Source organism: Bacillus sp. RSS_NA_20 (assembly GCF_020165915.1).
Taxonomy (GTDB): Bacteria; Bacillota; Bacilli; order Bacillales; family Bacillaceae; genus Bacillus; species Bacillus altitudinis.
In genome coordinates this window covers 473,730-498,388 of the sequence record NZ_JAIUKW010000005.1, presented here as the reverse complement: position 1 = coordinate 498,388, position 24,659 = coordinate 473,730, and the positions used below count along the sequence as shown (strand labels likewise).

The window sequence follows — 24,659 nt, the reverse complement described above, 5'->3', positions numbered from 1 at the left end:
TTTAAAGAGAGTACTTTTGCCCATCAAAACCTTTTTTCTACGAAGAAGGGTCGAATTCTCTAAGCACTTCTTTTAAACCACTGACATAGCGACTAAATGCTTTTTTCTTTCCTTTTCTTGTATCAAAGTTGTCAAAAAAGGCTTTTCTCTGCGCCGTACTAATTTCTAATTGGACACTTTCGCCACTTGCATTTTGATTATTAATGTTGTTTGGATCCGTTCCAGAGAGGCGCTGGCCTTTTTGCACGAGCTCTGCGGAGAAGCCCCGGTCTTTTAGTTCTCGCACAACCGCATCTTGCATTTTTTCGTTTGTCCCGCCCACAAGTGTATGTCTTCTATCACTTTTATAGCCGTGGATTGATATAGAAAAGGGATATGTTTTAATCATTTGAACCAAAATCGGTTCATCGAATTTTGTACTAGTGATATGCAAGTCACGATTGTTATCTTGTTTTGTCCCTTCAAATAAATACGTAGAGTACTTCTTTTCAAATGCTTCTACAATTTCACTTGTTCCTGGTTCAATTTCGCCGCCGTGAGGAGAAAAGACAAGTAAGTCACTTCCCCCTTTTTCATGAAACTCTATCTCATAGCCGTCTCTTTCATGCCGTATAAGCTGTTTAAAACTTTCATATTGATCCCCTTTTTTTCGCTCTTTCTTATACTTTTCTACTTCTTCATGATGTTGTTTTTGCTCTTTATTTTCTTGGATAGAATGGCTGCATTTCACCATTAAAAGAGCACACAGGATGAGAAAGATGAATCCACTTATGAGTAGTCTTTTCATTTCACCGCTCCTTTTCATTCTCTTCGATGTCATCTTATCGCATTATTTTACTATCAATCGCTAAAAGAATTCAAAGAATGTACGGCTCCTTTTCATGAATCAGGAGAACTTACCTGTTTTTTTATGTTGCCCTAGGTATTTTCGGCTTCTTTAAAACGGTTCATGTGCAAGTAAAAACTAAATCCTATGACCTCATTTTAGTTTTAGTCAAAAACACCTACAAAATTGGGAATTTTCATCTTTTTTCAAATAAAAAAGCTGTAAACAAAAGGAATATCTCCTTCTGTTTACAGCCAGTCTCTGTATATCCAGCATTAAACTCTTAATTCATTCTCTAATGCTGTCAGCACTTCATCTTGCGACATGCCTTGTGCAAGTGAAATTTCGCTAACTAACATGCCCCGTGCATCTTCAAGCATCTTCTTTTCACTAGAATTTAAGGCTTTTTTCTGATTACGTCTCATCAGATCTTTGACAACGTCTGCGCCATCTTCAATCGAACCTGTTTTTAGCTTTTTCAGATTTTCATCATATCTTTGCTTCCAAGTAAGCGTGTCGTCGTTTGTTTCTTCTGCAAAATTGTTCATCACAACTTTCAGCGTAGCTTGATCAGCTACCGGACGTATACCTAGTTGATTGATTCTGCCTTTTGGGACCATCATCTGCATATTCGGCATTTGAATCAGAAAATATTCCTGCGTCTTACCTAAAATCTCTTTTTCTTCCATTCCTTCAATCACACCGGCTCCATGCATTGGATAAACAATTTTATCACCTATTTGAAACAAATCCGCCACCTCCGAAAGTATTCACAATATCATTATAACACATTTCAGCAGAGGATAAAAATTTATATTTTATCATGTTAATTTAGCACTAGTCAATTCTTTTTATTTGAGTTTTTAAAGAATTAGCCTTTTTTTACAAAAGGAGCGCCACCATCCAGTCCTCGTACACCTTTCTTGCATATACTAGCATTGAGTCACATTTAGGAGGGATGACAATGTGCAAATGCAAGAGCAAACATTCCCACTCAAAATGCTATAAAAAGCATGACGATCATCACCATATGGATACGTGTGAAAAAAAGAAGTTTTATCATAAAAAAGATGATTGGTTTGAGAGCGATTTTTGGGATACGTCAAGAAGCTACGATCCCCATTATTTTCCTAAAAGTGTCTGCAGCAGATGTAAGAAGCGTCGCAGAAAAAGACATAGCTTCTCATTTTAGTGTTTGACGCTGCACCTGCTTTTTGTTTTCCCGGCTGAAAAGCCGGTTTTTTTGTTACATGTCGTTCTTTTCTTTCATATGGATAGGCTCATGAAACAGGTGCAGCTCATAGGATATGGCAACCTGAAAAAAAGGATGAGATACAAAATGAATAATATGAATAACCAAACCAACCATTACCATCAAGGAAATCCCTATCACACGTTTGAAAATGTGTATACAGCCAATCATGAGCATATGATCGCACCAAACATGCATGACCATATGAATATGCCAAATCATTATCATACCGGTAAAAAAGATGCTTATAGCGGACACCACCCGCATCATCATTCAGCCTATTCCCCTTTTATGAAGCAGTATGAACCCTATTCAAATGTACAGATGAACGATCACCATCACTTCGGTCACTACGGCAATTATGGTATGGCTCCCTACCAGCCATATGGCTATCATGATATGCAGATGATGATGCCGGCAAATCATCATATGACAGGAAATGCTTACGGAATGAACCAACCAAATGCATTCCTACCCCGTTATTACTAAAAAACAAGCAAAATAAGGGTATAAAATACCATTTAATGACATATGGGAATATGGTAACCTTATAGGTAAATAATGGATGTAATCATCTATTATTTACCTATAATCAACCAAGGGGGAAGGAAGAAATGAAGAAAACATGGACAATCATTATGATGGGGATGCTTACATTGGTCATGGCACTCTCAGTACCGCTAGCCGCATCAGCTGAAGGGGCTAAAACAGAGGAAGGCAAAGCTTCAACAAATGCACGACCAGCTGCCCTTTATGCAAAAATCACAGGAGCAAGTAAACAGGAATGGTCTTTTTCTGACATTGACCTGACTTACCGTCCAAATTCTGTTCTTAGTATTGGTGCAGTTGAATTTACTTTACCAGCAGGTTTTCAAGCCACAACAAAGGATATTATCAACGGAAAAGCATTAAAAGACAGTTACATTTTGAACAACGGAAAAACTGTTCGCATTCCAGCTCGTTTCGATTTATTCGGAAGTTCCCAATATACATTACAACTTTCTCATAAAGTACTTCCTGCTGCAGGTACATATACGTTCCGCGCAGAAAATCGTGCGATCAGCATCGGTTCCACATTTTATGCAGAGGATACGATTGATATTAATAAACGGCCAGTTGTCGTCACACCGCCAAATCCTTGCGGATGCTAAACAAAAAAGCGCTCTTAGAGCGCTTTTTCTCATTCATCACAACCCTTGCCGCTGTGCTTACTGCATTTTATATAATTGTTACACCATATCTCATTATGGTCTGTCATCATTTAGTTGGCAAACCCATATATGGCGTTTTTTATTATTATTTTTACTCTTTTAGTTTTTTAAAAATCACAAATTGATATACGCCAAATAGTAAGGTTAGAATCATAATTGCGGTAAATAGTTGGTCGACTGGAAGCAAAAAATATACGACAAAAAAAGATAAAAGCAAAACAAAGTAACCTATATTGAACGCTTTTTTGAATGTCATCATATTCCCTCCTTTTTACAATCATATCACGCTTCACCTAATCGTATAACCAAATAACAAAAACCCCTATCCATTTGAGGAAAGAGGTTTATCCTTACAACATGACAGCGGGTGTTTATCTTCACATCACAAAAACACGAACCAAACTATCGGATTGAAAAATTAATTGGTGGGCAAACCGATTCACCCACCATCTTAAACCTTGCTACATGACACGTTTAAACATCTTCTCCATTTCATATGTGGAATGATGAATCATAATCGGCCGGCCATGCGGACATGTAAATGGGTCTTGTGTTTGCCGGAGTTCATCTAATAAGGCTTTGATTTCATCGTGACGCAAATGACGATTTGCTTTAATCGAGCCTTTACAGCTCATCATGATCGCCGCTTCTTCTCTCAGTTTCTTGATGTCCACACGCTTTTCATCAAGTACTTGCTGAATGATTTCTTCGATGAGTTCAGCCTCTTCCCCTTTAGGAAACCACTGCGGATGCGATCGAACGATATAGCTGCCTGATCCGAATGGCTCTAAGAAGACCCCTACTTTTGCTAAAATATCGATATGCTCTTCAATAATCAACATATCGTTTTTTGAGTAGTGAAAGGTTAATGGAACAAGCATTTCTTGCACTTCCTGTTCAATGTCTCCTACCTTTTCACGAAAGTACTCATACTTGATTCGCTCTTGGGCAGCGTGCTGATCGATGATATAAAGACCGCGTTCATTTTGGGCCAAAATATATGTTCCATGCATTTGTCCAATCGGATACATCACAGGGACACGTTCACTTTCAGCCTGATGCTGGGCTGCACTCTCTTCCAGTATCACTTCGTCATGTTGTTCATGCGAAGCTGCAGATTCCTCTACATATACATGGTCAAACGTTTCTTCAGACGATGCTGGTAAAGGCGCTTCCGTACTTTCCGGTTCACGCACCCCGTATGTGTCGTTCTGACTAGTCTCGTATACAGCCGATGCGAGTGAGTCCGGCTCATAGGAAACAGGTGTTTCCATTCGGCTTTTCATTGTTTGTTTAGAATCAAAAGATAAGGACTGTTGCTCATTTTTCACTGCTGGCATTGGTGCTTTTTTTGACACTGAAGCACTTGGAATGAGCTGTTGCTTTTGAAAGACGTCCTTAATCCCTTGTTTGATCAACTCATGAAGTTCTTGCTCTTTACTTAGTCTGACTTCAAGTTTAGAAGGATGTACGTTCACATCGACTAAAATGGGGTCCATCTTCATCTCAATAAATGTAATTGGATGGCGTCCGATCGGGAGCAGTGTATGGTATCCTTCATGAATGGCTTTCACCAGCGGGAAATGCTTGACATATCTACCGTTGACAACAGAAGACATATAATTACGTGATGCCCTTGTCACTTCTGGTAAGGAAATATAGCCTTTCACTTCAAAATCAAGTGATTGTACATGTAGTGGCAGCATTTTTTTGGCCACTGCCGTTCCATAAATGGCCGCAAGCACATGCCGCACATCTCCGTTTCCATTTGTTTGAAGCAGCACTTTTCCTTGATGTCGCAAACGAATCGACACTTCTGGATGAGCAAGTGCAATTCGGTTCACAACATCAGAAATGTTGCCAAGCTCCGTATGAACAGTTTTCATGTATTTTAGACGGGCTGGCGTATTATAAAATAAATTGGTGACCACAATTTCGGTGCCGCGACGGCCAGTGGTTTTTTTCTCCGAAATGATCTTCCCGCCTTGGAGAGCTAAGTGTGTTCCAGCACCTTCACCGGTACTTGTCTTCATTTCTAAGTGAGAGACGGAGGCAATACTTGGCAGCGCCTCCCCCCTGAAACCGAGCGTCCTGACACGAAACAGATCATTTTCATCTTTGATTTTACTCGTCGCATGACGCTGAAAGGCGAGCTTACAATCTTCAGCATCGATTCCCACCCCATTATCAATAATTCTAATAGAAGAAAGTCCTGCTTCTTCTACATCGATTTCAATGACAGTACTACTAGCATCGATCGCATTTTCCACGAGCTCCTTCACAACAGAAGCCGGGCGTTCGACCACTTCACCAGCTGCAATTTTATTTGATAGGTCATCGGATAACTGAATAATCTTTGCCATTTCTTGCTCACCTCACTTTACATTATAATTTCTTTTGCAATTCATATAGCTTTGTCATCGCTTCAAGCGGTGTCATATCCATTAAATTAAATGACTTCAATTCTTCGATCACTGCTTGATCTTTGTTTTTCAGAACAGGTTTTGTTTGCGGTTTTTCTTCCACTTCAAAGAAAGAAAGCTGCTGTTTTTCCTCAGCCATTTCTTTTTTCGGGGCTTTAGAGACGCTCGGAATCACTTCATGTGATCCGCTCTCAAGCTCCGTTAAGATGGTCTGGGCTCGATCAATGATCGCATCAGGCAGTTCAGCAAGCTGCGCTACATGGATGCCGTAGCTTTTATCCGCTGCTCCTTCTTTGATTTGATGTAAGAAAACAACTGTCCCTTCATGTTCTTCTGCTCGTACGTGGACATTTTTCAGTTCGCTTAATTGGGATTCCAGTACCGTCAGTTCATGATAATGAGTGGAGAAAAGGGTTTTGGCACCAATATGATCATGCACAAATTCAATGATTGCCTGTGCAAGAGCCATTCCATCATAAGTGCTTGTCCCGCGTCCAATTTCATCAAATAAAATCAAACTGTTCTTTGTCGCATGTACCATCGCATTTTTTGCTTCAAGCATCTCTACCATAAAAGTACTTTGACCAGAAATCAAATCATCTGCTGCCCCAATACGTGTAAAGATTTGATCAAAAATCGGAAGGGTTGCCTTTGATGCTGGCACAAAACAGCCAATTTGCGCAAGAATCGAGATCAATGCCATTTGTCTCATATATGTGCTTTTCCCTGACATATTCGGACCAGTAATGAGCAAGGTTTGTCTCCCTTTGCCCATTTGGCAGTCATTCGGCACATACTCTTGATGATCCATCACTTTTTCAACAACAGGATGACGACCATCAATGACTTCCACTTCATCTGATGAAAATTCAGGGCGAACATAACGCCGTTTTTCACTCACAGTGGCAAAGCATTGCAGCGCATCAAGCTCACTCATTTGTTTTGCAAGCAACTGTAATCTAGGAATATAGGCTTTTACTTGTTCCCGAAGCGCAGAAAATAGTTCATATTCCAATTCACTAATATTTGATTCCGCCTCAAGAATAAGGGCTTCTTTTTCTTTCAATTCAGGTGTAATATACCGCTCTGCATTGGCAAGGGTTTGTTTTCTTTCATAACGGCCTTCTTCTAATAAATGCGTATTTGCACGGGTCACTTCGATATAGTAGCCAAACACTTTATTAAAGCCGACTTTCAACGATCGAATGCCTGTATATTCTCTTTCTTGCTGTTCAAGACGAGCGATCCAATCTTTCCCGTTTCGGCTCGCATCACGATATTCATCTAATTTTGCATTGTAGCCATCTTTAATCAAATTGCCTTCTTTTAACGTCATCGGCGGATTCTCATAAAGAGCATCTTCTAATAAATTAAGTAAATCACCGCATGGGTCAATGTCATTTGCTCTAGATTTCGCCATTTCCTCCGGGAGAGAATGGACAAGCTCTTTAATAGCCGGCACTTGCTTGAGAGATTCTTTCAATTGAATAAGATCTCGGGCATTCACATTTCCAAATGCCACACGGCCTGCTAGACGTTCAAGATCATACACTTGCTTTAAACGTTCTCGCAGATCCTCTCGCTCAAAGAAATGTTCCATCAAAATTTGCACCATTTCCTGGCGTTCTTTGATTTGTGAAAGGCGGATGAGCGGACGATCAATCCATTGCTTCAGCAATCTTCCGCCCATTGCCGTTTTTGTTTCATCTAAGAGCCATAATAAAGAACCCTTCTTGCTTTTTGAACGGATGGTTTCTGTTAATTCAAGGTTTCTTTTTGAGTAAAGATCAATTTTCATCGTTTGTTCAAGCTGAAACACTTGAACTTGCTGAAGATGATCAAGACTCCTTTTTTGCGTTCTTCTTAAGTATGCATAGAGTGTTAAAAATGCTATTTTCAGATGTTCGTCAAGATGAGCAACGAGTCGTTCAGCTTCATCTATTAATTCAGCGCTATCTTCGTATGAGATGGTCGCTTGGCAGCGTTCCTTCAGGGTTTTCACCGTTTCTTCATCAAGCTGCTTTGATACCACAATCTCTTTTGCACCGACAGAATAAATTTCAGACACAACTTCATCTAACCGTTCAATGAAAGCCGCCATGTTTTCACCTGTTGATAAATCGGAAAGCGCAAGACCGTAGCCATTTTGAAAGCTGGAAACAGACGCGATAAAGTTATTTTCGTTTTCATTCAGTCCTTTGCCGTCCATGACCGTACCTGGTGTAATCAGTTGAACGACCTCTCTTTTGACCACACCTTTTGCCGTTTTAGGGTCTTCCACCTGCTCACAAATGGCGACTTTATAGCCTTTTTCAATCAGTTGTTCTATGTATGCAGACGCAGAATGATATGGAACACCACACATTGGAATCGTGCCGCCATCCCTGCTTGTTAACGTAATTTCTAATTCTTGTGCTGCTTCTTTTGCATCATCAAAAAACATTTCATAAAAATCGCCTAAGCGAAAAAATAAAAAGGCATCTTGGTAATCTGCCTTGATCTTTAAATATTGCTGTATCATGGGCGTATAACTTGCCATATTTCTAATCCCTCACTATATTACTTTCGAATTCATACCATCTTTCATTATAGCATAAAAATTCACCTTTTTTCCCTAGATCAAGGCACAAAAAAACTAGGGGGATATGCGCCCTAGTCATCAATTACTCTTCTGGATCACCCGCGAGGAATTCTGGATGAATATCTTCTAATTCCTCATCCACTTCTTCTTCCCATTCGTGATCATCTTTTTCTTTCCAGCTTGAATTGACTTCTACAACAATTTTGGTTTCCCCTACTACTTCAGCAATGAATTCACGCTCTGCTTGAACGACAATTTTATTGCCATTTGGAGAAATGGTGACTTCTAAGCAATTGGGCTGCTGCAAGACTTTCGCAATCACTTCGTGCTCATCATCAAGGAAGTTTTTATCTTTATATCTCAGTTTGATGATATCTACATATTTTACACGTTCTGTGACCACTTCGGTTTTCGTGTTGTCTGCGTAAGAATACCACACGTTAATATCAAATGTACCTTCAATCTCAACTGTTTTACCGACCTTTTCAGCATCATACTTATGATTAATGATCCAACCGCCTAGGATGCTGGTTGGTTTTTGCGATGGAGAAATGGTGTGTGTGCTTTGGGTAAATTTCCTCCCTTTTGCAACCACCGCTTTTGTAATAATTTCTCTGTATTCAGACATTCCGGCATGCCTCCTTGTTCTTGATCGTTTTATCTTATGCTGGGCATTCGTCTAGTGTGTCACGATTTTGAGTCTCATGTTCAATTAAATTCATTTCTGTTTCAGTGTATGCATGGTCGCCCATAAACTTGCCTTGAAAATTGGAAAAGTTGGAGAGTGAGAGATTGGGGTTGACTGAAATGGTGTAATTTGATGTAATAAAGTTAGTAGCCCTTCTTTATATAGGGAGGGATTTTTATGAAAGAGTTTCATATTATAATAAATATTTTTGGATTAAGCATTGAGTTTCAATTTAAATCTTCTAATCTGTAAAATCAATTCATTTTTAGTTTAAGACATTTTTATGGTATACAGGGGCTACTGCATCAACATTTTGTTGTTGGTGCAGTAGCAAAATACAAATTACATATATTCTATATAATATAAAAACCCCGCATCTGCGGGGTTTTCTCATTTAATGGAGCAACTTGGGGATGAGTTTTTCACTTTTGAACCGGTTTCTCCTAATAAGAGGTCACCGCCGGTTGAAAGAATGATTTCATCCGTTACTTGATTAGAAATTGTGTGCGCTACAAGCTGAAGCAAGGAATTAACCTCTGTTTGTGATTCTTTGAATTCTTGAATCACTGGGATCTCATCCAGTTCTTCTTGCAGGGCATCAATTTTTTCTTCCACTTGTTTTAAGGCTTCATGTTTGCCATAATGCTTTAAATTCACAGCTTGCTTTTGAAGCGCCTTAATTTGATTAATGATCGCTGCAATTTTTGTATTTTCATTGATTTGCGCTTCTGCTTTTTTGAAGAAATCAACTTCTTCTGTTTCAGAAATCATTTTCGCGAGCTCTCTTGCGCGCTCGACAATCTCTTTCTTTGAATAAAGCGTCATTTTAATTCACCTCGATAGCTTCTCCAACCATTTCTCCGTCAAGAGACCAAGTTTTGGCTTGTGTGATTTTCACTTTGACGATGTTGCCAATCGCTTCTTTTGGTGCTTTAAAATTCACAAGCTTGCTTTTACTTGTATATCCGGCTAGGATCTCAGGGTTGTTTTTACTTTCACCCTCTACTAATACTTCGACAGTCTGCCCTTCATATTCCTTCATTTTTTTCGCAGAAATTTCATTTACGAGTGCATTCAGGCGCTGCAGACGTTCTTTTTTTACACGCATTGGCACGTTGTCTTTCATATTGGCTGCTGGTGTTCCTTCTCTTGGAGAGTAAATGAACGTATAAGCCGCATCAAACTCAACCTCACGATAGAGGGAAAGCGTCTCTTCAAACTGCTCATCTGTTTCATTTGGGAACCCAACGATAATGTCCGTTGTTAATGAAGCATTTGGCATTGCCTCTTTGATTTTGCGCACTAGGTCAAGGTAACGTTCACGGTCGTATTTTCTTGCCATGAGTTTCAGCACAGAAGAACTTCCTGATTGAACCGGCAAATGAATATGATCGAGAAGGTTTCCGCCTTTGGCAAGCACTTCAATTAAGTGATCATCAAAGTCACGCGGGTGGCTTGTTGTAAAACGGATACGTGGAATATCGATTTTACGCAGCTCATCCATTAGGTGACCAAGACCATATTCCATGTCTTCAAAATCTTTTCCATACGCATTCACGTTTTGACCAAGAAGGGTAATTTCTTTATATCCTTCTGCTGCTAAGCGTCTGACCTCTTGAATAATTTCATCCGGACGGCGGCTTCTTTCCTTACCGCGCGTGTAAGGGACGATACAGTATGTACAGAATTTATCACAGCCGTACATAATATTCACCCATCCCTTAATTTTTCCTTGGCGGGCTCTCGGAAGATTTTCAATCACATCGCCTTCTTTAGACCAAACCTCAATGACCATTTCTTTTGAAAGGTAGCATTCAGATAATAGCTCTGGCAGGCGGTGAATGTTGTGGGTACCGAAAATCAAGTCAACAAATGGGTGTTTCTTTAAAATACGGTTAACGACCGATTCTTCTTGCGACATGCATCCGCAGACGCCTAAGATTAAATCTGGCTTTTCACGCTTTAATGCTTTTAAATGACCAAGCTCTCCAAACACTTTGTTTTCTGCATTCTCACGAATGGCACAAGTGTTTAATAAGATGACATTCGCATCTTCAGTCGAATTTGTTGGTTCATAACCAAGCGCCATAAAAATACCAGCCATCACTTCTGTGTCATGCTCATTCATTTGACAGCCATATGTGCGAATATAAAACTTGCGGCCGTTCCCTAACCCTTGAAACCGCTCGTCAATTTGAAATTGATTGTATTCGACTTCTTCTTTACCCCGTTTTTTTGCATCTTTTAAGGAAGGCGGAATGTACACAGCTTCAAAATATTGGCTGTAGTCCTTTTCGGATTTTTTGTCCGATGAACTTACTTGTCCGCTCGCTTTTCTCTGCTCTTCATTCATGAATTTGTACTCCTTTCAAACCAAGCTCCACCCTACAGTATAGACTATTTTGTCGTGAATTGAAAATAAATTCATATGTGTCCACACTTTTCAATCCACACGAATTTTACATGAATATTGAGTAGGCTTCAGATGAAGATCGTCTTTTCCTAAAGGATTTTGTATTTCTTTGACAATCTTCATCTGCTGTGTACCGACACTCTCAACTAAAGTAATTACATATGATTCTTTTTCTTCTTCTGCTACCATTCTTTCTTGTTCAGATAAGAAGAATGGAAAGTCATGGTGAGTCAGTTTAGATCCTTTTACTTCTATAAGCTTCTCTTTTCCATCGGGGTAATAAGATTTGATATCAAATCCGTGACCATCTTCTGTTTCAGCTACCCAAACGACAGCTTCCGCTAATTGTTCACTTCCCACTGCTTTTAATTGCTCTACTTCCTTATGATAAACAAATTGCTCTGCTATTCTACCCGTCTCTTCGTTTTGCTTTGATCTTTCTTCTCTTAATTGTTTATAAACATCTCTATGAATGATTCTTTTTCTTTTAAATTTGTTCTGATGTTCCACTTTTGGAATAAGGTCCTGATCCAAATATACTTCGTAAACAAAATCATAAAAAAACTCATTTAAAGAATTGATATCTTGTATTAATTGGTGATGGTCAAAATGATCAATATTATACTTTTTAAAGATCAATGAGCTTGCTACATATTTTTTAGGTCTTAACGATTTACCCAAATGAAAATCACCTATATGAAAGCCCTCTAGTCTTTTATGATGCTTTAATTCAGGCTGTAGCCTTTCCCTCCAAATGGCTGCCTCTTCCCTAATTTCAGATAGAGATAAATTTTCAGTTCCAGTTTCAATTGTTAAATAAAAATCTTCCCCATTCTCAGCGAATAAAATAACAATAAATATCCCTTTTTGTGTCGTTGTTTTTTGAGAATTAGGATTTGAGGTTAATCTCTTGTCTAAAAGTGCAATCCAAAAACATTCTGCAACTTTTCCATTTCCTGTAGATGCTTTAATATCGATCCTAGCCAAATTCCTCATATGGCGTTTTTCTAATTCATAACGAATGTTGTTTGGGATATCTTTATTAAACATGTTGTGAAAAGGGTGATTTTTATCTATTCTCCCTTTGTTCTTATAATCTAAAAATTGTTCATGAAAATCTTCTTTATTAAATAACATTTGCCTCACCACTTACCTCAATAGATCTTTTTACATACATTATACATAACAAACGGTAGATTTGATGAAATATGGAAAGATTAGCGCAAAAGAAAAGAGAGCCTCAGCTCTCTCAATCAAGTATATTCAGTTTTTTTGCTTCTTCTTCGATGATTGTCAGTGCACGGTCAAGCTCTTCTTTTGTGTGCTCTGCTGTGATGATGGCTCTAATTCTCGCTTTTCCTTTCGCTACAGTTGGAAAAGCAATGCCTTGAGCGAAAACGCCGCGCTCGATTAATGCTTTTGAAAAACGGAAAGTGAGTGCCTCGTCTCCAATCATCATCGGAATAATAGGCGTTTCTGTTGGTGCCACCTCAAATCCAAGACCGATGACTTTTTCTTTAAAATAGGCCGCGTTCTCCCAAAGTGTTTCAATGCGCTCCGGTTCGTCTAACAACACTTCAATGGCTTCTTCACAGGCTCTTGTGACAGCCGGCGGATGTGAGGTGCTGAATAAAAACGGTCTTGCTTTATGCTTTAAATAGTCGATTAAAACGGCAGAACCAGCGACGTAACCGCCTAGCACACCAACTGCCTTACTAAGTGTGCCAACCTGAATATGCACTCTGCCGTCAAGTTGAAAATGATTCACTGTTCCGCGGCCATTTTCACCAAGTACTCCAGACGCATGGGCATCGTCTACCATCACAAAGGCATCATATGCTTCTGCAAGTCTTACAATCTCAGGAAGCGGTGCAATATCTCCATCCATTGAGAACACACCATCTGTCACGATAAGACGGACGCGGTAATTCATCGATTTCTTTAATATTTTCTCAAGCTCTTCCATATTAGAATGAGCATATACTTTTTTATCTGCCTTTGTTAAGCGAATCCCATCGATGATTGAGGCATGGTTCAGCTCATCTGAAATGACAATATCATCTTTTGTGAGAATACTGGATAAGACCCCTTGGTTGGTCGTAAAGCCTGATTGGAATACGAGGGCTGCCTCTGTCTTTTTAAAAGCTGCGAGCTTTTTTTCAAGCCGTTCATGCATTGTCATCGTTCCAGCAATGGTTCGTACAGATCCTGTTCCAGCACCGAATTCATCAATCGCCTCTTTTGCCGCTTTCATCAGCCTTGGATGTGAGGTGAGACCTAAGTAGTTATTTGAAGAGAGTTGTATGACGGATTGTTCATTTAATGTCACCGTGGATGATTGTTTGGAATCGATTTCTTTCAGTGTTTGATGGGTGCCTTGCTGCTTCATTGTGCCCAATTCATCTTGTAAATACGTAAATTCTTTCATCATTTCGTCCCCCTTTGATATGATGGCATGATCAGTACGACCTTCCCGCACGTACCATTTCTCATGAGTTCAAATCCCTTTTCAAAATCTTCAAATGGCAGCGTATGGGTGACAACCGGCTGTACATCAATGGTATTCGTTCTTAAAAGTTCAGATACTTGACGCCACGTCTCAAACATTTTTCTCCCCGTGATCCCTTGCACGGTTAATCCCCTAAAAACAATTTGATGCGTAATGTCAATGGTTACCGGCCGCTCTGGCAAACTTAGTATATTCACTTTCCCTCCATTTGCACAAGCTTCGAGTGCTTGATTAATCGCAACGGGATGTCCTGACATCTCACACATCACGTCTGCCCCTTCCATCCGCGTGAGCTGCTTGATCATGGCAACAGGATCATCTTTTCCGATATCCACGATATGATCTGCACCCATTTTACGGGCAAGATCCAGTCTGTATTCATTTTTATCAACAGCGAACACTTGGACAGCCCCGGAGGCTTTTGCAACCGCAATCGCCATTAAACCAATGGGCCCACAGCCAAAAACCGCCACTGACTTTCCTGAAACAGGTGTATGCAGAACTGTATGAACAGCATTTCCAAGCGGTTCTTGAATAGATGCAAGTTCCACTGGCATTTGAGCTGGATTATGCCACACATTTTGTTCTGGTACTTTGACATATTCAGCAAAACAGCCATCAATGTCGACCCCTAAAATTTTCGTTTCGCTGCACAAATGCTGCTGACCCGTTAAACACATATAACACTGATTACAGACAATATGCGTCTCAGCCGATACAAAATCCCCTACTTTTGCTCGTGAGACTTGGTTCCCCGTTTTGACAACTTCCCCTGTGAATTCATGACCAAAAATGTACGGTGCTTTGACTCTCCCCTTCGCCCAATCATCCCAATTATAAATATGCACATCCGTTCCGCATATCGATGTAGCCTTTACTTGGATAAGCACTTCATGATCCCTTATTTCTGGAATTGGCATTTCCATCATCGTCGCTCCGTAAGCGCTTTCTTTTTTAACAATCGCTTTCATCGTTCCACACATGACGTACAACCCCTTTGTTAAAAAACTTCTCCCAATCCGATCTTATCATGTCTTATTTTAGACGTAAATACCGATGTCTTTCAGGAGAAGACAAATGAACACTCCACATATTTTTTTAGATATTTTTCTAAAAAAAAAAGCAAATCTCCTTTTATTCGGAGATTTGCTTTTAAGTTGTCAGTGTTTTTTTGAAACGGCCACATACAAAGCCGGCACAATCAGTAGTGTCAGAATCGTTGAGAAAAAGACACCTGATACGATGCAGATCGCTAGCGGCTTAAAGAGTGGGTCATTACTTAAAGCAACGGGCATAAGAGCGACAAGTGCTGTAAATGCTGTCAGCAAAATAGGTCTAATCCTTGCTCTCCCCGCTTCAATCACAGCTGCCTGTTGATCGAGACCTTGCTTGCGCCTCTGTTCAATAAATTCAAACAAAACGACCGCATTTCGGACAACAATACCTGCCAATGAGACAATCCCCATTGTGGCCATAAAGCTAAACGGCGTTTGAGTGACAAATAGTCCAATAATGGCGCCGGATATCGCTAAGTAAACCGTTCCAAGAACTAAAAGCGGAAGCATGAGTGAATTGAACTGGAAAGCGATGGTCACATAAATGAGCAGAAGGACTACCCCAAATAAGAGACTAATTTCAATAAAGAATTGGGTTTGATCTTCATTTTCTCCGCCCTGAGAAATGGTCAAATTCTTCGCTGCATCGCTTTTCCCAACTTCATTTACGACTTCTGTCATATCCTCTTTAAACGTATCTGATGTACCAGGATATGCCTTTAACGTGATCGTCGGCATCCCGTTTTCATGAGGAATGCTTTCATACTGCTCTGTTTCTTTTTCCTTTACATATCGGCTAAGCGGCTCCAATTGAGGAATGCCACCCTCATTTGCACTCACAGGCACCTTGATGTCTTTTAGCTTCAGTCCGTTTTGATGTGTGCTCATGTCTTGTTTCACTACGAGGTCGATGTCATCTGTTCCTTGTTTAAAGGTGCCTAATGGAATTCCTTCTGTAACAAGGCCGAGCTGTCTGCTGACAAACTGAGCAGTGAGCCCATCCTCTGCCATTCGGTCACGATTTAATTCAAATGAGATGGTTTTCACCGGCTGATTGACATCGTCTGTGATCAGGCTCGCTCCGCTTTCTTTCATTTCTTTTGTGAGCTTCTCTTTCACATCAACGAGTTTTGAAAATTGTTCTCCTGCAACAGTGACGGTCACAGGCGCTCCCGTTGGTGGTCCTTGAACAATGGTTTTCATAAAGATATCAGCATCTTTAAATTTCTTTCGCAATGGCTCTGTCATACGATCGATCAATGCCTTGCTTGTCATCTGCTCATTGTCTACTCTGACAACAACCTGACCCGTATGATCACTTGCGTTTGAGATACTTTCATTAAACAAGTTCGGCACTCCGCCGCCTGCAAAAATGGCCGTCTCTTCAATGCCTTTTTGCTGTTTGATCTCTTGTTCTATTTTCTCTAAAGTTTCATTTGTTTTATCTAAGGTTGTTTCACTTGGAAGTGTCACAGTGACAACCACCTCTTTCTTATTCGCCGCAGGGAAAAACTCAAATGGTGTGGCGAAAATAAGCAAAAAGGCAAGTGTGGCAATGAGCAAACCACTTAATCCAATGAGAAGTGGTCGCTTCACGATGTTTGTCAGTACTCGATCTGCATAAAAATCAGCTAATCTTTTTAATGGTTTGCCTAAAAAGCCCGGTTCTTTTTGAATCTTCTTGTTCTTTCTTTTTCGGTTTGCTGTATATTGATACACTGGCACAAGTGTCAATGAAATGACCATTGACGCAAGTACAGTTGTGACTAGAACAGACGGTAACGCTCGAATAAATGAACCGTTCGCACCAGAAAGGAAAACAAGCGGCAAGAAGGCAAAGACAACAGCCAGTGTTGACGTTAAAATAGATCCAGCCACTTCTTTTACACCTGCAATGGTTCCTTTAAGCGGACTTTCGTATTTTTTCATCTGCCTCAAAATATTATCGTTGACGACAATGGCGTCATCTACAAGTATCCCTAGCGCAATGATAAAGCCAATAATTGAAATTTGATTAAGGTCCACTTGTAAAAACGGCAGCGGGATGGTTCCGATCGTTATGGATAGCGGAATCGCAAGTGAAACGATAAACGCACCACCAATGGTTAGACCAAGTGTGGTGACGACAATGACGGCGATGACGGCCACGATCGCTTCTTTGATTAAATCGTTAAAAATAGCATCTACTTCACTTTTTTGTGAATAGTAGTCTATCCAATCCACACCATTTGGCAGCTCTTTCTCTTTTTCAATGACCGCACTGACTTTGTCATACATTTTAGGAATATCCAGTCCCGGCTTGATATTGACTGTAAATGAATAGGCTGGCTTTCCGTTATATGAAACGATATCACTTTTCTCTTTTTCTACTTCTTTTAAACGACCAAGCTGACCGATTGTAACAGGCTTGCGGCTCGTTTTTGAGAAAATCTCAATCTTTTTGATTTGATCTAAACGATCATAGGCATCAATGGACAGCTTGACCTTTTCTCCATCTGCCTGGACGTCACCTAGAGGGGATGTGCCAAATTCTTGATTGATGGCATTTGTGACATCGGTCACGTTTAACCCGTTATCCTCCAGTTTACTTGAATCCAAGTTCAATATTGCTTGTTTGTCATTGAATCCTTTGATGACAACTCCATCAACACCTTTGATGTCCTCCACTTTTTCTTTTAACGCACGCAGCGATTTCTGACTTTTTGCTAAATCAGATGAGTTACTTGCTACAATCATATAAGAACCAACTGGCACATTGCCAAACTCATCCTTTACATCTGGCTCCATCACACCATCTGGAAAAGAAGAGGCGGCATTTGTGGTTTCACTCTTGATTTGACTTGCCACCTTTTGAAAATCGGCTTGATCATCAATTTCAAGCACAATATTTGAGAAACCAATAGCAGAAACAGAGCTTGTCTTCTCTACACCATTGATATCAGAAATGGCCGACTCGAGCTTATTGGTGACATCACTTTCTACCTGTTTTGCATCAGCACCAGGGAAAACAGTCGAAATGGTTACAATATTTGCTTGAAACTCTGGCAGTTCTCGTTTAGGAAGCTGTGTAAACAAATAACCTCCAGCAATGAGAACGATAAAAAATAAAATAAAAACAAGCTTTCCCCTTTTTAAAAAAGCTTCGATCATTATTTCACCTACTTAAATATTTATTTTTGATGAAGTATTTTCAACTTAATCTTAATTTATCATCATGGTGAAAAAATGCAAGCTCTAATATGTCATTTTCTATCTATTTTGTGAAAGAAATATGTTATATGAGAAATGTATAGCGGTAAACAAAAACAACCTGCTTACATGATGTAAGCAGGTTGAAAATAATAAAATTAGAATTATCGTGGTTCAACAATCAGTTTGATTGCTGTTCTTTCTTCTCCATCGATAAGAATGTCAGTAAAGGCTGGAATGCATATCAAATCCACTCCGCTAGGCGCAACAAATCCCCTTGCAATGGCGACAGCCTTGACCGCCTGATTCAGTGCTCCAGCGCCGATAGCCTGTATTTCCGCTGCACCGCGTTCACGTAAAACGCCGGCTAATGCTCCTGCTACTGAATTTGGATTTGACTTTGCTGAAACTTTTAAAATTTCCATTTTTGCTCCCCCTTAAATTTACAATGGATAAGTGAGTGTTCATTAGAACAATCTTTGTTAGATGTTGCTATTTTTTTGAAAATCCATCCCCAAAATGTTTTTCAAAAATAGCAGGCTACCTACCATTTTTACTATATTCACGATAGAGGGCGCATATTCCTTCTTTCTGATTAATATTTTTCTGAAATAAATATGTGAATATTTATTCAAAGAAAATATGGTCATCATTTATCAAAATTCGATCAATTTTGACAGCTTTTTTCGACGGTTCGTCAATTTCTACGATCACTGCACTTAATGTCGTGCGGCCTTCTGCAATTTCAAAACGGACAGGAAGGCTCGTTTTAAATCGTTTAATAATCGTTTCCCGATCAACACCTAAAATGCCGTCATAAGGACCAGTCATGCCAACATCCGAAATATAAGCAGTTCCTTTTGGCAAGACGCGGTTATCTGCTGTTTGAACATGTGTATGTGTTCCAACGACACATGATGCACGGCCATCTGTATACCAACCCATTGCTTGCTTTTCACTTGTGGCTTCGCCATGAAAATCAATAAAAATAAACGGTGTACGTTTTGAAGCTTCTGCTATAAGCTCATCTACTTTTTGAAATGGGCAGTCAATCGGAGGTAAAAATGTGCGGCCTTGCAAGTTGATGACAGCTAGTTCTTTACCTTGTTTTTTAATAAAAGTGAGCCCTTTCCCTGGTGTACCTTGCGGGAAGTTTGCCGGACGAACAATATGGGGTGCATCATCGATGAAATCGAAGATGTCTCTTTTATCCCATGTATGGTTCCCCATCGTGAGCACATCAGCCCCAGCTTGAAGCAGCTCATGATAGATTTTTTCAGTAAGACCTTTCCCATGAGCCGCATTTTCTCCATTGACAATCGTAAAGTGTGGCTGATATTTTTTCTTTAGCTTTGGCAAGTATTCTTTCAGTGTATCTCTGCCAGGTGAACCAACGATATCTCCAACAAATAATATTTTCATACGTTTTGAACCCTTTCTCTTATAAAATGATCTTCTTATCAGTGTTGCATATTTACACAAAAAAATAAAGCGGCGCTAAGCGCACCGCTCTATTTTGCATACTCTACTGCGCGAGTTTCTCGAATAACTGTCACTTTAATGTGACCAGGGTAATCGAGCTCGTCCTCAATCCGCTTACGAATATCCCTTGCTAGACGGTGAGCTTCAAGATCATTAATTGAATCTGGCTTCACCATAATACGCACTTCACGTCCAGCTTGTATCGCAAACGATTTTTCAACACCTTCATAAGATTCAGAGATGTCTTCTAATTTCTCAAGTCTCCGAATGTAATTTTCAAGCGTCTCACTTCTTGCACCAGGGCGTGCTGCAGATAATGCATCGGCTGCCGCAACAAGAACAGCGATAATAGATGTCGGTTCTTGGTCACCATGGTGAGATGCAATACTGTTGATGACAACAGGATGCTCTTTATATTTCGTCGCAAGCTCAACGCCAATTTCCACGTGGCTTCCTTCTACTTCATGATCAATGGCTTTTCCAATGTCATGCAGAAGACCTGCTCGTTTTGCAAGCTTTGCATCTTCTCCAAGCTCTGAAGCCATGAGACCTGCAAGATGTGCAACCTCAATTGAATGCTTCAGGACATTTTGTCCATAACTAGTACGGAATTTTAAGCGACCGAGAATTTTGATGAGATCCGGATGTAAACCGTGAACTCCGACTTCAAATGTCGTTTGCTCACCCATCTCGCGGATATAATCATCGACTTCACGGCGTGATTTTTCCACCATTTCTTCAATTCGTGCAGGATGAATACGTCCATCCTGGACTAGCTTGTCCAGAGCTATCCTCGCTGTTTCACGTCTTATCGGATCAAAGCCCGATAAGATGACAGCTTCAGGTGTATCATCAATGATCAGGTCAATACCTGTTAACGTTTCTAACGTACGGATATTTCGTCCTTCACGTCCGATAATACGACCTTTCATCTCATCATTTGGAAGATTGACTACAGATACCGTTGTTTCAGCTACATGATCAGCTGCACAACGCTGTAACGCAAGTGAAAGAATGTTTTTCGCTTTTTTATCAGCCTCTTCTTTCGCCCGGTTTTCAGATTCTTTCGTCATGACTGCAATGTCGTGGGAAAGCTCATTTTCAACTTGATCCAGAATGATTTGTTTCGCTTCATCTCGAGTTAGACTAGAAATACGCTCCAACTCAGCTTTCTGCAAACGAATCATATCATCCACTTTGCTTTCCATCTCTTCAATATGTTGTTGTCGTTCATTCAGAGAATGATCTCTCTTCTCCAACAGGGACTCCCGTTTATCTAAAGATTCGTCCTTGCGATCAAGATTTTCCTCTTTTTGAAGTAAACGGTTTTCTTGTCTTTGAAGCTCATTACGTCTTTCACGAACTTCTTGCTCCGCCTCTACACGAAACGAATGAATTTCATCTTTCGCTTCTAAGAGCGCTTCTTTCTTCAATGCTTCCGCATCACGCTTTGCATCCTCAACAATTTGTTCGGCCATGTTTCTTGCGCCGGATATTTTTGCTTCTGCAATGGTTTTACGAACAAAGTAGCCAACAACTAAACAGATTAGGCTCAGCAAAATGGAGATGATCGTAAACATCGTAGGCGACATATTTTCACCTCCTCTTGCTATGAACTTGGTTTTACAAATAAAGTGTCGGCATGTACATTGTTTTGTGTCTCAACATACAGGGCCTTCACAGGGAATGAGATCCTCACTGCCCTTGTCAAGTTTAAATTAGTTATCAATCATGTTAAGAAAAACAAGTGATACATTCCCATTGTAATTGTGTCGGAAATACTTGTCAAGCTAGTCAGACTGAGGCGTAAGTCGTTATTTCAAGCAAAGACAGAACTTTTGACCCGCTAGCTGTTATGTAATTGTAAAAAAAAGACGCTTTTCAGCGTCTTTTTAGTCATTCAATTCCAATTCTTCTTGTCCTTCTTCGTCAGTTGATTTCACTCCGTTTGTATCCAAACCGTAGTGCTCCCTGATCTGCTCTTGAATCATAAGAAGAATGTCTTTATTCTCTTTTAGGAATTGCTTCGCATTTTCACGTCCTTGTCCAAGACGTTCCTCTTGATAAGAATACCAAGCCCCGCTCTTTTGTACGATATCTAGTTCGCTTCCAAGGTCGATGATTTCTCCCTCTTTCGAGATCCCTTCACCGTACATAATGTCTACTTCGGCAATACGGAATGGCGGTGCCACTTTGTTTTTCACAACTTTAATTCTCGTTTTGTTCCCCATGATGTCGTTCCCTTGTTTCAACTGTTCAGCACGGCGTACTTCTAAACGAACAGATGAATAGAACTTAAGTGCACGTCCACCAGGCGTTGTTTCAGGATTACCAAACATAACCCCTACTTTTTCACGAATTTGGTTAATAAAGATCGCAATTGTTTTTGATTTGTTGATAGCACCAGATAGTTTACGAAGTGCTTGAGACATCAAACGTGCTTGAAGACCAACGTGTGAATCTCCCATGTCTCCTTCGATCTCTGCTTTTGGTACAAGAGCAGCTACTGAGTCAATGACAACAATATCAACTGCACCACTACGAACAAGTGCTTCTGCAATTTCAAGTGCTTGTTCTCCTGTATCCGGCTGAGAAAGTAACAACTCATCAATGTTGACACCTAATTTTTGAGCGTAAACTGGATCTAGCGCATGCTCCGCATCGATAAATGCAGCTTGTCCTCCCTGCTGCTGAACCTCAGCAATCGCATGAAGTGCTACTGTCGTTTTACCAGAACTCTCTGGACCATATACTTCAATAATACGGCCGCGAGGGTATCCACCTATTCCAAGCGCAGTATCAAGTGCTAACGAACCACTAGGTACTGTTGAAATACGTGTATCTGTTTGCTCTCCTAGTTTCATAATAGAGCCTTTACCAAACTGTTTTTCTATTTGTTTAAGAGCCATATCTAAGGCTGCTTGACGATCACTCATTCTATTGTTTCCTCCTTTATCAATTCCACTATCTATACTATACCTTGTTTTACGTCATTTGCCAAGAAAAAAACGAACACATATTCGATTTTTTCTTGGCAGATTATTTAAGAAAAGAACTGTTTCTATTAGAAAAAACGCTCTTTTATAAAGGAGTAAACCTCATAAAAAACAAAATTAACTTTCTTTTAATAATTTGAGAAGGTGGTGCAAACCATATTTCACAGCACGCTTGCGAATGCCTGATCGACTGCCAGTAAACATCCATTCAAACACGTCTGTCTGATCTTTTGTCGATAGCCCGATAAATACTTTTCCAACCGGCTGTCCTTCGTGTGGTTCAGGACCTGCCACACCTGTAAAGCTAATACCGATATCGCTTCCCGTCAGTTTTCTAACGCCTTCTGCGAGCTCTAAAGCACACTCTTTGCTGACAGCACCATGAGAAGACAATGTTTCTTCACGGCAGCCCAGCACTTGCTGCTTGACTTGATTTGTGTAACAAACCACACTGCCGTTTAAAATGGATGATGCCCCTTCAAGATCTGTCAGCCACTCTGAAAACATACCACCAGTCAGGCTTTCAGCCGCTGCTACTGTTTTCCCGTGTTCATGCAAGGCCTTTGAAGCTTCAAAGGCAAGAGATGTATCACCATATCCGTAGAAGTACTCGCCGACCCGTTCTAAAATTTGTGCTTCTGTTTCTTTTAACAGACGCTCTGTTTCTTTTTCATCCTCATGCTTGGCTGTCAGCCTTAGCGTCACTTCCCCGTCAGCTGCAAGCGGTGCAATCGTTGGATTGGTCTGTGCATCAATTAAATCTTCAAGATCTGTTTCGAGTTGAGATTCACCGATGCCAAAGAAACGCAAGACAACAGACACGATTTTTTCCTTTAGGCCGAGTTTTTCAGAAATAAGCGGCTTCGCTTCGTTTTCAAACATCGGGTGCAATTCACTTGGCGGTCCAGGGAGCAGAATGTAAAACGTATCTCCCTCTTGTATAAACATACCAGGTGCCATTCCGAAACGGTTTACGAGCACATCAGATCCCTCTAGAACGAGCGCCTGTTTACGGTTGTTCGGCGACATATCACGTCCGGTTTTACGGAAGTACTCTTGAATAGACTCAAATGCTTCTTCATTTAGCACAAGCTCTTTATCGAGCGTATTTGCAATGGTTTCTTTTGTTAAATCATCTTTCGTTGGTCCAAGACCCCCTGAGAAGATAATAAAATTCGATCTTTCCTGTGCCACTTGAATGGCCCTTTTTAAACGCTCTGGATTGTCACCAACTGCTGTGTGGTAATAAACATTCACACCAATTTCAGCTAGTTGTTTGCTGATGAATTGTGCATTCGTATTCGTAATTTGCCCTAGCAAAAGTTCGGAACCGACTGCAATAATTTCTGCTTTTCTCTCTGACTTCAAAGCGTACACGTCCTTTTTAGTTAGAATTCTTTAAGGCTTCCCAGTTTTTCGCAAAGTAATCCCAGCCTGAGACAACAGTGAAGAACACCGCTACCCACATGGCAAGATCACCAAATGGGAATGATACAAGTTCAAACGGCAGGTTATGCAAAAGAAGTGCCGAAATCGCAATGATTTGCGCCCACGTCTTCACTTTTCCAAGCATATTGGCTGCGACCACTTCACCGCCTCCAGCTAAGACAAGCCTTAGGCCTGTTACAGCAAATTCACGGCTAATGATCACAATTGCCATCCATGCCGGTGTGAGGTTGTATTGAACAAGTATAATTAAAGCCGCTGAAACAAGCAATTTATCTGCAAGCGGATCTAAAAATTTACCAAAGTTTGTGACTAAATTGAGCTTACGTGCATAGTAACCATCAATCCAGTCGGTTGTCGAAGCGACAATAAACAGGATCGCTCCAACAAGGTGAGTGACTTCGATACTGACGTCACCAAAGCGCGCAACACCCCAATCTAATGGAGCAAGCATAATCAACATAAACACAGGAATCAAGGCGATCCTAGAAAGAGTAATTTTATTCGGTAAGTTAAACATGAATTCCAATCCTCCAATAAAGCATTTTTTTATGTATATAATAGTAGGAACAAAAGAAAAGTCATCTA

Annotated in this window: 20 protein-coding genes; 2 read left to right on the top strand and 18 right to left on the bottom strand. The window is 40.3% G+C overall.

The features are described 5' to 3' along the window. Positions 1–37: 37 nt before the first annotated feature. Positions 38–787: a poly-gamma-glutamate hydrolase family protein gene (locus tag LCD32_RS08035; RefSeq protein WP_035391999.1), complete on the bottom strand. Its 750-nt coding sequence runs from the start codon at positions 785–787 to the stop codon at positions 38–40. Between the two features lie 314 nt (positions 788–1,101). Continuing rightward, positions 1,102–1,575, bottom strand: coding sequence for a CarD family transcriptional regulator (locus tag LCD32_RS08030; protein ID WP_007499456.1), 474 nt, complete (start codon positions 1,573–1,575; stop codon positions 1,102–1,104). Between the two features lie 590 nt (positions 1,576–2,165). Here LCD32_RS08030 and LCD32_RS08025 point away from each other — a divergent pair. Both LCD32_RS08025 and bslA read left to right on the top strand, forming a co-directional pair. Next, positions 2,166–2,567 carry a hypothetical protein gene (locus tag LCD32_RS08025; RefSeq protein WP_224563425.1) on the top strand — a complete coding sequence of 134 codons (402 nt, stop codon included), beginning with the start codon at positions 2,166–2,168 and terminating at the stop codon, positions 2,565–2,567. Positions 2,568–2,692: 125 nt separating this feature from the next. Beyond that, positions 2,693–3,229, top strand: coding sequence for a biofilm surface layer hydrophobin BslA (bslA, locus tag LCD32_RS08020; RefSeq protein WP_017359045.1), 537 nt, complete (start codon positions 2,693–2,695; stop codon positions 3,227–3,229). Between the two features lie 151 nt (positions 3,230–3,380). Here the strand turns inward: bslA and LCD32_RS08015 are convergent, their stop codons facing one another. The 16 genes from LCD32_RS08015 to pgsA form a co-directional block, all read right to left on the bottom strand. Next, a complete protein-coding gene (locus tag LCD32_RS08015) occupies positions 3,381–3,545 on the bottom strand; it encodes a hypothetical protein (protein ID WP_224563423.1) in 165 nt (54 codons plus the stop codon). Positions 3,546–3,750: 205 nt separating this feature from the next. After that, complete coding sequence (gene mutL / locus LCD32_RS08010; protein ID WP_050827279.1) at positions 3,751–5,652, bottom strand: DNA mismatch repair endonuclease MutL; 1,902 nt, start codon at positions 5,650–5,652, stop codon at positions 3,751–3,753. A 22-nt stretch (positions 5,653–5,674) separates the two neighbouring features. After that, positions 5,675–8,251: a DNA mismatch repair protein MutS gene (mutS, locus tag LCD32_RS08005; RefSeq protein WP_035700820.1), complete on the bottom strand. Its 2,577-nt coding sequence runs from the start codon at positions 8,249–8,251 to the stop codon at positions 5,675–5,677. A gap of 124 nt (positions 8,252–8,375) precedes the next feature. Beyond that, on the bottom strand, positions 8,376–8,921 hold the full coding sequence (gene cotE, locus LCD32_RS08000; protein ID WP_007499466.1) for an outer spore coat protein CotE: 546 nt from the start codon (positions 8,919–8,921) through the stop codon (positions 8,376–8,378). Between the two features lie 450 nt (positions 8,922–9,371). After that, on the bottom strand, positions 9,372–9,806 hold the full coding sequence (locus LCD32_RS07995) for a RicAFT regulatory complex protein RicA family protein (protein ID WP_008344661.1): 435 nt from the start codon (positions 9,804–9,806) through the stop codon (positions 9,372–9,374). A gap of 1 nt (position 9,807) precedes the next feature. Beyond that, on the bottom strand, positions 9,808–11,334 hold the full coding sequence (gene miaB, locus LCD32_RS07990) for a tRNA (N6-isopentenyl adenosine(37)-C2)-methylthiotransferase MiaB (RefSeq protein ID WP_007499471.1): 1,527 nt from the start codon (positions 11,332–11,334) through the stop codon (positions 9,808–9,810). 90 nt (positions 11,335–11,424) lie between these two features. After that, positions 11,425–12,531 (bottom strand): MrcB family domain-containing protein, encoded by a 1,107-nt coding sequence (locus LCD32_RS07985; RefSeq protein WP_136944352.1) that lies wholly within the window; start codon positions 12,529–12,531, stop codon positions 11,425–11,427. Between the two features lie 112 nt (positions 12,532–12,643). Continuing rightward, a complete protein-coding gene (locus tag LCD32_RS07980; RefSeq protein ID WP_116306873.1) occupies positions 12,644–13,825 on the bottom strand; it encodes a glycine C-acetyltransferase in 1,182 nt (393 codons plus the stop codon). After that, positions 13,822–14,886 (bottom strand): L-threonine 3-dehydrogenase, encoded by a 1,065-nt coding sequence (gene tdh, locus LCD32_RS07975; protein WP_224563419.1) that lies wholly within the window; start codon positions 14,884–14,886, stop codon positions 13,822–13,824. Before tdh ends, LCD32_RS07980 begins: the two co-directional genes overlap by 4 nt. Before the next feature lie 177 nt (positions 14,887–15,063). Beyond that, complete coding sequence (locus LCD32_RS07970; RefSeq protein ID WP_224563416.1) at positions 15,064–18,108, bottom strand: efflux RND transporter permease subunit; 3,045 nt, start codon at positions 18,106–18,108, stop codon at positions 15,064–15,066. 203 nt (positions 18,109–18,311) lie between these two features. After that, positions 18,312–18,572, bottom strand: a complete 261-nt coding sequence (gene spoVS / locus LCD32_RS07965; RefSeq protein WP_003211281.1) for a stage V sporulation protein SpoVS — start codon at positions 18,570–18,572, stop codon at positions 18,312–18,314. A gap of 202 nt (positions 18,573–18,774) precedes the next feature. Next, a complete protein-coding gene (locus LCD32_RS07960) occupies positions 18,775–19,569 on the bottom strand; it encodes a TIGR00282 family metallophosphoesterase (protein WP_019744184.1) in 795 nt (264 codons plus the stop codon). A gap of 89 nt (positions 19,570–19,658) precedes the next feature. After that, on the bottom strand, positions 19,659–21,221 hold the full coding sequence (gene rny, locus LCD32_RS07955) for a ribonuclease Y (protein WP_003211958.1): 1,563 nt from the start codon (positions 21,219–21,221) through the stop codon (positions 19,659–19,661). Between the two features lie 300 nt (positions 21,222–21,521). Next, the gene (gene recA, locus LCD32_RS07950) at positions 21,522–22,565 is read right to left on the bottom strand and encodes a recombinase RecA (RefSeq protein ID WP_007499478.1); all 1,044 of its coding nucleotides are present in this window, start codon (positions 22,563–22,565) and stop codon (positions 21,522–21,524) included. Between the two features lie 177 nt (positions 22,566–22,742). Next, positions 22,743–23,993, bottom strand: coding sequence for a competence/damage-inducible protein A (locus LCD32_RS07945; protein WP_057079522.1), 1,251 nt, complete (start codon positions 23,991–23,993; stop codon positions 22,743–22,745). 16 nt (positions 23,994–24,009) lie between these two features. Then, positions 24,010–24,591 carry a CDP-diacylglycerol--glycerol-3-phosphate 3-phosphatidyltransferase gene (gene pgsA, locus LCD32_RS07940; protein WP_008344688.1) on the bottom strand — a complete coding sequence of 194 codons (582 nt, stop codon included), beginning with the start codon at positions 24,589–24,591 and terminating at the stop codon, positions 24,010–24,012. Positions 24,592–24,659 lie beyond the last annotated feature (68 nt).